Origin of the sequence: Pseudomonas sp. NPDC087697 (assembly GCF_044743155.1) — a bacterium.
GTDB lineage: Bacteria > Pseudomonadota > Gammaproteobacteria > Pseudomonadales > Pseudomonadaceae > Aquipseudomonas.
Map to the genome: position 1 here is coordinate 218,287 of NZ_JBIUVW010000004.1, position 6,228 is coordinate 224,514.

The 6,228-nt window shown below is 57.5% G+C and carries 6 protein-coding genes; 2 read left to right on the forward strand and 4 right to left on the reverse strand.

All coding sequences use genetic code 11. The features are described 5' to 3' along the window. Window positions 1-2,523, reverse strand: coding sequence for a CS1-pili formation C-terminal domain-containing protein (locus ACIPIN_RS05380; protein WP_401116292.1), 2,523 nt, complete (start codon window positions 2,521-2,523; stop codon window positions 1-3). A 109-nt stretch (window positions 2,524-2,632) separates the two neighbouring features. Beyond that, window positions 2,633-3,121 (reverse strand): CS1 type fimbrial major subunit, encoded by a 489-nt coding sequence (locus ACIPIN_RS05385; RefSeq protein ID WP_401116295.1) that lies wholly within the window; start codon window positions 3,119-3,121, stop codon window positions 2,633-2,635. A gap of 534 nt (window positions 3,122-3,655) precedes the next feature. Here ACIPIN_RS05385 and ACIPIN_RS05390 point away from each other — a divergent pair. After that, on the forward strand, window positions 3,656-4,234 hold the full coding sequence (locus ACIPIN_RS05390; RefSeq protein ID WP_401116298.1) for a PadR family transcriptional regulator: 579 nt from the start codon (window positions 3,656-3,658) through the stop codon (window positions 4,232-4,234). Beyond that, window positions 4,231-5,016: a siderophore-interacting protein gene (locus ACIPIN_RS05395; protein ID WP_401116301.1), complete on the forward strand. Its 786-nt coding sequence runs from the start codon at window positions 4,231-4,233 to the stop codon at window positions 5,014-5,016. The genes ACIPIN_RS05390 and ACIPIN_RS05395 overlap by 4 nt, the downstream gene beginning before the upstream one ends. Before the next feature lie 95 nt (window positions 5,017-5,111). On the opposite strand, the gene ACIPIN_RS05400 is transcribed toward ACIPIN_RS05395, so the two are convergent. Together ACIPIN_RS05400 and ACIPIN_RS05405 are read right to left on the reverse strand one after the other, a co-directional pair. Next, complete coding sequence (locus ACIPIN_RS05400; RefSeq protein WP_401116304.1) at window positions 5,112-5,771, reverse strand: Pr6Pr family membrane protein; 660 nt, start codon at window positions 5,769-5,771, stop codon at window positions 5,112-5,114. A gap of 9 nt (window positions 5,772-5,780) precedes the next feature. Beyond that, a complete protein-coding gene (locus ACIPIN_RS05405; protein ID WP_123425128.1) occupies window positions 5,781-6,011 on the reverse strand; it encodes a VF530 family DNA-binding protein in 231 nt (76 codons plus the stop codon). Window positions 6,012-6,228 lie beyond the last annotated feature (217 nt).

The window sequence follows — 6,228 nt, forward strand, 5'->3', positions numbered from 1 at the left end:
TCAAGTCGATGTGTCAGCTTTATTAGCCACATCCGCCAAGGTATCCGGCGTGCAACGCAAATCCCCGATCATCAGCACATTGTTTTCCGTACGCCCCGCTTTGGGGTCCAGACGGAACTGGCACAACAACTGATTGCCGTAGCGCACTTCCAGGGTCGGCGAACCGGCGTTCATTTCCATGGAGAAGAACCCGTCGACCTCACTCACTCCGCGGCTGGCGTGGTTAATGATGTGATGGCCCTTGAGCGGCTGGCCCTGCGGATCGAGCAAGCGACCAAGCACGGTCAGGGTTCGCATCACGCGGACCTTGCGATAGTCCACGCCTCCCTTGTTCAGGTGATAGGCGCTGCGTGCCGGTTGAATGGTTGCGGCCGGTACGTGATTGCCTTCAAAGTCGAAGCTCACCGAGCTGCTCTTGTACGCCGTGATCGGCACAAAATTGCGCCCCGGCCGCAAGGCCGTGCTGCCGCCACTCAGGTCGTCGGCGCGCAAGGCAATACCATCGATGTCGGACTCGACGTCGACGATCATCCCCGCACCACGCCCCTGATACTGGCTGGTCATCACTATATTCCGGGCACCGATGGCCACCGTGCTGTCCAGGTTCAGGCCACCGGTAAAGTTGCCGTTAAAGGAGGAGCGCTGGATAAACCCGTCACCATTGATGACGTCGGTGCGAAAGTTCGCCAGGCTGGACAAGCCGATGCCATAGGTATCGGTGATCGCCGTGGCCGAGACGCTTTGCAGCACATGGTCCTGCAAGTCTTTGCGGTAGCCGAGCGAGGCGTTGTTGTCGCGGCTGCCGTCACGCGCCGTGCGCGAACCGAGGCTGCCCGACCACTGCTGCCCCGGCCCTCCCAATGCCATGGTGATACTCAGGTCGACCCCGCGATTGCGCGCGTCACCGCTGCTGAAACTGCCGGGGCGGTCGAACAGCGACAAGCGCCATTGGGCGTCGCTGCCAAACACCACGTTGCGTTGGCTCCAGCCCAAGTCCACGCCTACACCCTCGGTGTTGCCCTCACTGTGGGAGACCCGCGCGTTAAGCGAGCTTTTACGGCTGATCCGATGGTTCAACGCCAGCGATGAGTTACTGGTCTGCCCGGTGAACACATTGCGTTGGCGCACACGGGTGCCGTCGGGCAGGGTGTCAAACGTGTCGCGGGTGTCGAGCCAACTGCGGTTGTGGCTGATCACCAGACTGCCGGCGCCATAGTTGTAAAGGCCTTGCAGATCAGCGCCGGTGCCGTGGTCTTCGGTCTGGTAAACGTTGGCGTACAGGCTGGTGCTGTTGGCCAGGGTCCAGTCGATGGAACTGCCGTATTGCATTTTTTCCCGCACCTGACGCGCCGACAGGCCAAGAATGACGCGTGGGTGCAGCAGGTAGTTGATCGAAGCCCCCGCGGTTGCACTGCCACTGGCCTGTTGGTCCCAGTTGCTGAGCAGTTTGGTTTCCTGCCCGGCAAACAGGTTGTAGCGCCAGCGCTCATCGTGGTTGCGCCAGTTGCTCGGTTTGTAGACCAGCTCCAGGGTCGTCGAAGTGATCTGACCGTCTTCGATCAAGCGAACTTCCACTTCGTAGATCCCACCGGGCAGCGGTCGCGTGTCGAGGGTCTGCAGGCCAGCGGGCACCGATTGAGTATTGATCAGCAGGCCGTCGCGGTAGATCTCCACCGAGGCCTGCCGATTGGCAGTGACATAAATCGGATAAACGCTGGGCTTCAGGCTGTCGATCGCCAGGCTGTCGGAACTGCCGAACATCACCCCCACGGCGGTATCGGGACTGTTGCCGAACGAGCGTGGTTGGCGTGTCAGCCCTTCGGAGTTCGGGGTGAAATAGCCCAGCCGGGCAAAACTGCCCTGCAACTCGCGCTGGGTGTAGAGCTCGTAGATCGAGTGATAGAGCTTGTCATCCGGCCCTCCGAGACGGGCCAGTTGCAGGTTGAGGGTCTGGCTCCAGTTGCCCAGGCTACCGCTGGCCTCAAGACCAAAACGCCCACCCGGATCCTGATCCTGCCCGCCATTGAGATTGAGCTGGTTGCGCACTATCAGGCCGCTGCTGCCGCCTTCGGGCTGGTCGTAATAACGCTTGGTTTCAGTGTCGCGCTCGGCATTTTCAGTGACGATCGACACCAATGAATTTTCGAGGTTGTAGTGGATCGCCAGCATCTGCTCTGGACAGGTGCCGCTACAGGCGCCCAAGGCCACCCCAGGCTTGAGGTAGTCGGCCCAGGTTTCCCGCTCGCTGGCGCTGTAGCTGCTTTCGCTGGTATCGGTAAATTCGAGCAAGGTGATGCGGTCATCGCGGGACAACACAATCATGGCCTCACCGAGCGGCTGTTGATCAAGTTCAACCCGAACGGCCAACGGCACATCGAAGAAGTGTTCTTCGAAATCCGCCGGTAAGCCTTTGGCCTGGGCCAACAAACTTCTCGGTGTATTACCAACAGGATCGGGCGCTGCCAATGCACTGCTACAAAACAGCAACGCAAGTGCAGCCGCGATGGGCGTCATCGGGAACATGAACGAGTTCTCTAATTACGAATAAGTCAAAGCCCGGTCGACAAACAGAAGTGCTTGCCAACCGGTTACGTTACTTAGGCAAGTAAGCGCTTACTGTCCTGCTTTAAACTCAGAGAGCAACAGGGGGAACAGCATCAAACATCATGGTGACTGCACCGGTGTAGTCGCCCGGAGCAAAGGTCGTCCCTTTTGCGCTAATACGCAGAGGTGCGCGGAAGTTCACGTTCGACTCTACTTCGCCCGCGACCATTTGTGGGGTGTTGTTGAGCTCTTTGTTGCTGACCTCTACTAGCAACTCAATGGTGTTGGCACCGGAGATGAGTTTCGGTGTGCCTTCCACGCTGGCGTGAACCGAGCCGTTGATGTTACGCATGTCGAGAAAGCCGTTGACCTGGCGCATGGCGCCCGTTGCCGGGTTGTGACTCATGTCCTGATCCTTGTTAACCAGGTCTGGATCGACTGGAACGACGTAGAAGCCATTGGTCGGAACGTGGGCCACCAGACTGATGGAGTGTTTGGCCTCACCGGCAGCAAACACGACGGAAGAACTCAGCGCCAGAACAGCCAAAGGAGCAGCAATTGCGATTTTCTTGAACATCGTTCGATACCTGTCTTTTAAATAAGGATTTGATCATTAAAAGTTGCAACAAAGCGAAGATCAATCAGGCGCCTTGATAGCGTTTTATCTCAACTTTCGACGCCGACAAATGATCAGGCAATTCCCATGGAAAGTAAGCAGGAAAGTTCCGGCGAGCCTGTAGCCAGGACGCCGCAGACAAAGAGTGACAAAACCCGGAATACCACAAAAAACAGTGAGTAACTGTAAGAGTCAGACTACAGACAGAAAAGTTAAAAAAACAATACAGAACTCCAGACAATGCGTTGTCCGTAATACCAATACCTCATAACTAGCAAATAAAGGCCTGAACCGAACTATTAGAGAGTTAACACTAATTTCAAAACACTCGCATGGATTAAAACCCGCATTTTATTGATATTGAATTGTCCGACAATTCTACAAGTAGCACTCTTGCCTTCCCCCGCTCCTGTGCTCGACCGTTGGTCCTGCGCCCTTGCTTTTTCGTAAAGATATATCTTAAGTTGTATCTAAACACGACGAGAGAACGAAAAAATGAGAGACCATCATTCCCATCGAGAACACAGCGAGGGCCGCGACGGCTTCGAAAAACGCCCAGGGCCCGGTCGCGAGCGCGGTGGACGCGGCCCCCGAGTATTCGCCCCGGGCGATCTGAAATTACTGCTGCTGGCACTGATCGCCGAGCAGCCGTGCCACGGCTATGACCTGATCCGCCAGATCGAAAGCATGTTCGACGGCGCCTACTGCCCCAGTCCCGGCGTGATCTACCCGACCCTGACCTTCCTTGAAGAAAGCGAAATGATCCTCGGCGATGCCGAAGGCGGAAAAAAACGCTACAGCATCACCGATGCCGGACGTCTGTCGTTAAGCGAACAGGCGATTGCGCTGGATGGCGTGCGCATGCGTATCGAGGTCAGCAAGCGCTCGTTGCGTGGCCAGGATCGACCCGCCGAAATTCACGAAGCAGTGCACAACCTGCGTCATGCCCTGCAAATGCATCACGGACGCTGGAGCCCGGATGAAATCCTGCGGGTGCGCGACCTGCTCAACAACACCGCCAAAGCCATCGTTGATGGCCCGATCGCTCAACCCGTTCAGGAGAAGGCCGAATGACTGAAGTCATCGTGCAAACCATTCACCGTGTCAGCCACGAACTCAAACGCCGTCGTCTGGAAGTGCTGCGGGTGGTCGACCTGACCCCACGCATGCGCCGGATCACTCTCGGTGGACCGGAGCTGGCTGGTTTTGTCAGTCTTGGAACGGACGACCACGTAAAATTGTTTTTTCCACAAAACGCGACGGAACACGCGGCGCTGGAAACCCTGGTGCTCGGCGCCGGTAAAGACAACGGCCCGCTGCCGGCAATGCGCGACTACACGCCCCGTCGCTACGATCTGGATACGCTGGAGCTGGACATCGACTTCGTGCTGCACGGCGATGGTCCCGCCGCGACCTGGGCGGCGCAGGCCACACCCGGTCAGTATCTGCACATCGGCGGGCCACGGGGGTCGATGGTGGTGCCAGACATCTTCGACAGCTACCTGCTGATCGGCGACGAAACCGCCCTGCCCGCCATCGCCCGCCGCCTCGAAGGCCTGACAGACAACCGGCGTGCGCTGGTGGTGGTGGAAATCGAGAACGGCGCTGAACAGCAAATCCTCGAAAGCCCGGCAGAGGTCAAGGTGATCTGGGTCTTGCGCGAAAGCGGAAAGAATCACCTGCTGACGACCGTGCAGCAGCTGCAAATGCCGAGCGGCGAGTTGTATGCGTGGATCGCGACGGAATCCAAAGTCTCACGACAGATTCGACGCGTGCTGCTGGACGAGAAAGGGTTGAATCAGGATCAGGTGAAAGCCGTAGGTTACTGGAAACTGGACGACAGCGACGAGGAATAACGGATTAAAAAGATCGCAGCCTTCGCCAGCTCCTACGCAGAAGCCACATCCCCCCCGTAGGAGCTGGCGAAGCCTGCGATCTTTTGATCTGGCTCCTACGCCGCTCGCGACCGAAGCCACCGATCCAGCCCGACCACCACCAGCGCAATCACCACAAACCCCAGCAATATTCCGCTGGCATTGATAAACACCTGTGGATAACCGAGCTTTTCAACATCGATGAACGGATAGGGGTAGAGCCCCAGCGAGTGCCCACGCAGCAAGGCATAAGCGAAATACATCACCGGGTAAATCACCCACAACCCGATGTGGCTCAGACGCAAGGTGCCCTTGGGCACACACCGCCACCAATAGAACAGAAACAGCAGCGGCATGACGTCATGCAGCAGCTCGTCGGCGATGAACTGCCAACCCTGCGGATGCCACAAATGCCGCAATAACAGGCTGTACGCCAGGCCGACCAGCGTAATACTCACGGCGATCCCGCTGCTGACCCATGGCTGCAAAAAAAACACGCGGCCTTTCGATTCACGCGCAGTCACGGCGCAGGTCAGCACCACTGCCACCAGCGTATTGGTCAGTACCGTAAAGTAGCTGAAGTAACTCACCAGCCCACCGAGCAGGCTGGCGTCGACACTCCAGCGACCGTAAAACACCAGGTACAGCTGAATGCTCAATCCCAGCCAGCCAAGCACGGCGGCCGAGCAGGTCAAACTTCTTACGATGGGTAACGGTCGAGTCAGCTCGGCGGGCATCTATATTCCTTAGAGCGGACGTTTAGTGCGCATCAACTTTACGTAGAGCTTTTCGACTTTCTCGCGGGCCCACGGGGTTTTGCGCAGAAAGGTCAGGCTCGACTTGATACTCGGATCGCTCTTGAAACAACGAATGTCGATGCGCTCGGCCAGCCCCGACCACTCGTAGTGCTCAACCAGCGCATTGAGGATCTGTTCGAGGGTCACGCCGTGCAGCGGATTGGTGTTCTGTTCGGTCATGCCGGGCCTTTGAACAAAATAAGTAAGGAAGGCGCGCACCTTAGCCGAGGGTGTCGTGCGGTGGAAGAACTCTGTGCGCTAACCGTTAAATGTAGGTGACTCCTGAAAGATCGCAGCCTTCGGCAGCTCCTTGTATCTCGACTATCGCTCCGTCAGGAGCGATAGTTCTCGACTGATCATCGAGGGAGGGACCTGGAAGCCGCGCAGCTCCTTAGGC

Excerpts from the sequence above, each read along its gene's own strand:
- ACIPIN_RS05380 (WP_401116292.1), bottom strand. The coding sequence starts at position 2,523 with ATGTTCCCGATGACGCCCATCGCGGCTGCACTTGCGTTGCTGTTTTGT.
- ACIPIN_RS05385 (WP_401116295.1), bottom strand. The coding sequence starts at position 3,121 with ATGTTCAAGAAAATCGCAATTGCTGCTCCTTTGGCTGTTCTGGCGCTG.
- ACIPIN_RS05390 (WP_401116298.1), top strand. The coding sequence starts at position 3,656 with ATGAGAGACCATCATTCCCATCGAGAACACAGCGAGGGCCGCGACGGC.
- ACIPIN_RS05395 (WP_401116301.1), top strand. The coding sequence starts at position 4,231 with ATGACTGAAGTCATCGTGCAAACCATTCACCGTGTCAGCCACGAACTC.
- ACIPIN_RS05400 (WP_401116304.1), bottom strand. The coding sequence starts at position 5,771 with ATGCCCGCCGAGCTGACTCGACCGTTACCCATCGTAAGAAGTTTGACC.
- ACIPIN_RS05405 (WP_123425128.1), bottom strand. The coding sequence starts at position 6,011 with ATGACCGAACAGAACACCAATCCGCTGCACGGCGTGACCCTCGAACAG.